The 3691-nt window shown below is 45.7% G+C and carries 3 protein-coding genes; 1 reads left to right on the top strand and 2 read right to left on the bottom strand.

The genetic code is table 11. From position 1 onward, the window contains the following. The coding region (locus tag JWQ85_RS20625; protein WP_299471350.1) for a homoserine kinase at positions 1-893 on the bottom strand (893 nt) is incomplete at its 3' end. Between the two features lie 72 nt (positions 894-965). Further along, positions 966-3416 carry a bifunctional aspartate kinase/homoserine dehydrogenase I gene (gene thrA, locus JWQ85_RS20620; RefSeq protein ID WP_299471348.1) on the bottom strand — a complete coding sequence of 817 codons (2451 nt, stop codon included), beginning with the start codon at positions 3414-3416 and terminating at the stop codon, positions 966-968. Positions 3417-3447: 31 nt separating this feature from the next. Here thrA and JWQ85_RS20615 point away from each other — a divergent pair. After that, a partial coding sequence (locus JWQ85_RS20615; RefSeq protein ID WP_299471347.1) for a hypothetical protein occupies positions 3448-3691 on the top strand: 244 nt, incomplete at its 3' end.

Here is a 3691-nt window from a genome sequence, read left to right as displayed (position 1 = left end):
GTGATGCGTTTAGCTGTTTCTTCATCGCGGGTAAAGGCGAATACCGACGGGCCCGAACCGGAGATGCCGAAGCTAACCGCGCCAAGTTCCATTGCCATTTCGCGCATCAGGTAAAAATCGGGTATCAACATAGAGCGAACCGGTTCTACCAGCACATCCTTCATGCTGCGGCCAATCAGGTCAATATCCTGCATAAACAGGCCGCTTACCAAACCGGCTATGTTCCCCCACTGCGTTACGGCATCCTTCATTTGGATGTTTTTGCGGATGATCTGCCTGGCTTCCCGTGTAGGTACATCCACATCAGGGAAAACTATCGCACACCATAAGCCCGCGGGATGTGGTAAACGCACAACATCCAATGGGTCATAACTGCGGATCAGTACAAAGCCCCCAAGCAAAGCCGGTGCAACATTATCCGCATGGCCATGGCCGCAGGCCATTTCCTCGCCCTTCATAGCGAATGGTAACAGGGTGGACGGATCAGTATCATCGCCCAATAAAGTTTTAATGGCAAACAACCCCGCAACCGTACTGGCCGAACTTGAACCCAGGCCGCTGCCGATCGGCATTTTTTTGTGCAGTTCGATATCAAGACCAATATCCAGTCTGTCAATACTGCGCAAATAATGCTCAACGCTAACACTTACCGTATTTTTAGCAGGATTAAGTGGCAACCTTCCATCGTCGCCGGTAATTTTACTGATGGTGATACCCGGTTTATCGGTTAAACGCATGATCACTTCATCGCCGGGTTCGTTTACGGCGAAGCCCAGCACATCAAATCCGCAAACCACGTTGGCTACGGTGGCGGGTGCAAAAACGTGGATGCTATCCAGTGTCTTTTTGCCAGATGCCGCTGGTTGTTGTAAATTTTGTATATCGTTACTCATAATATAATTTCTGAAGGACATAGCCTTACAAATTCCTTGTCTTGTCTCTTGATTCTAAAAATCTTGCATCTCTCAATTAGCACCCACATTTATCAGATCGGCAAATACACCTGCGGCGGTTACTTCGGCACCTGCACCGGGGCCTTTTACAACCAGCGGGCGTTCTTTGTACCTATCGGTAGTAAAAGAGATGATGTTATCGCTGCCGCTTAGCATGTAAAAAGGATGGTTTTCATCAACACTTTGCAGGGTGATAGATGCCTTGCCGTTTTCCAGCTTACCTATGTAACGTAAAACCTTCTTGTCTTTCGCTGCCTGTTCTTTCAAATTGGTGAAATAGGCGTCTTCGGCTTTTAAAGCAGCGTAGAAATCCTCAACAGTTTGCGCGTCTAAACAAGCTTGGGGTAATATGTTTTCTATATTCACATCCGCTTCTTCCATTTCGTGGCCGGCATCGCGGGCAAGGATCAGGATCTTGCGCATAAAATCTTTACCACTCAGGTCATCACGTGGATCAGGTTCGGTATAACCTTTTTCCTGGGCTTCTTTTACCACATCGTGGAAATTGGCATCGCCTTTAAAGTGATTAAAGATGAAAGAGATTGTTCCCGAAAGGATAGCTTCGATGCGCTGGATCCTGTCACCGCTGCTCATCAGGTCTTTTAGTGTACGGATGATAGGCAGACCTGCACCCACGTTGGTCTCATAAAAGAAATCGACCCCATGCTTGCGGGCGGTATCCCTGAATGTTTTATACTGCGCAAACGAAGCCGAGTTACCTATCTTATTACAGGTAACAACAGATATGTTCGATTTAAAAACCTCCTCATAAAACGCGATAGGTTTTGGGCTGGCAGTATTATCAATAAACACACAGTTGGGCAGGTTCATTTCTTTCATTTTGGCTATGAAAGCCTGCAAATCAGCTACGCTGTCGGATGCTTGCAGATCATCTTGCCAGGTATCTAAAGATAAACCATCAGCATTAAAAACCATTTTACGGGTATTGCTGATGCCTGCTATTTTAACCTGTATGCCATTATTCTTCTGCAAGAAATCTGTATGCGCGTTTAGCTGATTAAACAAGGTTTTGCCGATGTTTCCTGTTCCTAAACAGAAAGCATGCAGGGTTTTAGTTAACTCTATAAAGAAAGCATCGTGCACGGCATTTAAGGCTTTAGCCAAATCGTGTGCCGAGATAATAACGGAAATGTTGTATTCTGACGAACCCTGCGCGATTGCCCTCACGTTAACACCATTACGGCCCAACGCATGAAATAGCTTACCGCTCATGCCCGGGGTTTGTTTCATGTTTTCGCCTACTACAGCTAATATGGCCTGATCTTTCTCTACAACCAGTGGCTCCAGTTTATTGGCCAGCAGTTCCAGCTCAAATTCCTGCTCTATTAATAACTTGGCCTTATCAACCTCGTTTGGCTGTACGGCAAAAGTGATACTATGTTCTGATGATGACTGCGTGATAAGGATAATGTTGATCTGTTCCCTTGCCAACAGCGAAAACAACCTGCCGCTAAAGCCCGATTTGCCTACCATGCCGCTACCCTCTAAATTAAGGATGCTGATATTGTTGATAGACGAGATACCTTTTATAGGCAGGTTTGATGCCTTGCAATCATGACGGATAACCGTACCCGCAAACGCAGGCTCAAATGTATTTTTGATCACGATAGGGATCTTTTTCAAAAACGCTGGGATCATGGTTGGCGGATAAATAACCTTGGCGCCGAAGTAGGAAAGTTCCATCGCTTCGGTATAAGTAAGCTCCTCCAGCGGGAAGGCTTTTTGAACCATGCGCGGATCGGCGGTCATCATGCCGTTCACGTCTGTCCAGATCTGTATTTCTTCGGCATTAAGCGCCGACCCGAATATAGCCGCTGTATAATCGCTGCCGCCACGGCCCAGTGTAGTTATCTGGCCAGCATCGTTACCTGCAATAAAGCCGGTTACAATAAGCAGCTTGTCGCTGTTTTCCTGGTAAAAGGTTTTAATCAGCAAATGGCTTAACTCGTTGTTTACTTTGGCCTGGCCAAAAGCGCTGTCGGTTTTTATCAGTTCAGATGCATCTACAAACAGGACATCGTTAAAATGCTGCGCGGCAATTTTGCTCACCATTAATGCGGAGCAGCGTTCGCCGTAGCTCAGTATCTGGTCGCGGGTTTTAGGGGTAAGCTCACGCAGGGTGAGCACGCCCTGCAGCAATTCTTCCAGATGGTTAAAGTTGATTTTTAAGCGAGTATACGCCGGATTTTGATTTTGCACAGTCAGCAAGGCTTTCACGGCATCAAAGTGGCGTTTTTCCAACTCGGCTAATTGCGCGGTAAATTCTTTACCATTTGCAGCATCTTCGGCCATGGATACCAACAGGTTAGTTACCCCGCCCATGGCAGATAAAACCACTACCGGGCGATTGCCGGGAGTATCCTCTTCTTTTAAAATATTGAGTAATGTTTGGATACTGCTTACCGAACCTACCGATGTACCACCGAATTTTAGAATCTTCATTTTTTAATATCTAATAAAATAGTCTCCTTATTTGCCTCACCCTGCCCTCTCCAAAGGAGAGGATTCCAAACTCAATTTTCAAGTCCTCTCCTTTGGAGAGGATTTAGGTGAGGCCAATAAAAAAGCCTTCCTCTTTGCGGAGGAAGGCTTCATTTGGTTTTGTTTATGTTTTTACACCATACGATTATCTTCCTCCGAAATTTATCCCGGTGGTAATAATAGTAATAATTGTGGTGTTGTTAATTGTCATATATATTATGTCGGTAAAGTAAGTA

It is taken from the genome of Mucilaginibacter sp. (assembly GCF_028288105.1).
Taxonomy (GTDB): domain Bacteria; phylum Bacteroidota; class Bacteroidia; order Sphingobacteriales; family Sphingobacteriaceae; genus Mucilaginibacter.
This window is presented reverse-complemented; position numbering and strand designations above follow the sequence as displayed.

Excerpts from the sequence above, each read along its gene's own strand:
- thrA (WP_299471348.1), bottom strand. The coding sequence starts at position 3,416 with ATGAAGATTCTAAAATTCGGTGGTACATCGGTAGGTTCGGTAAGCAGT.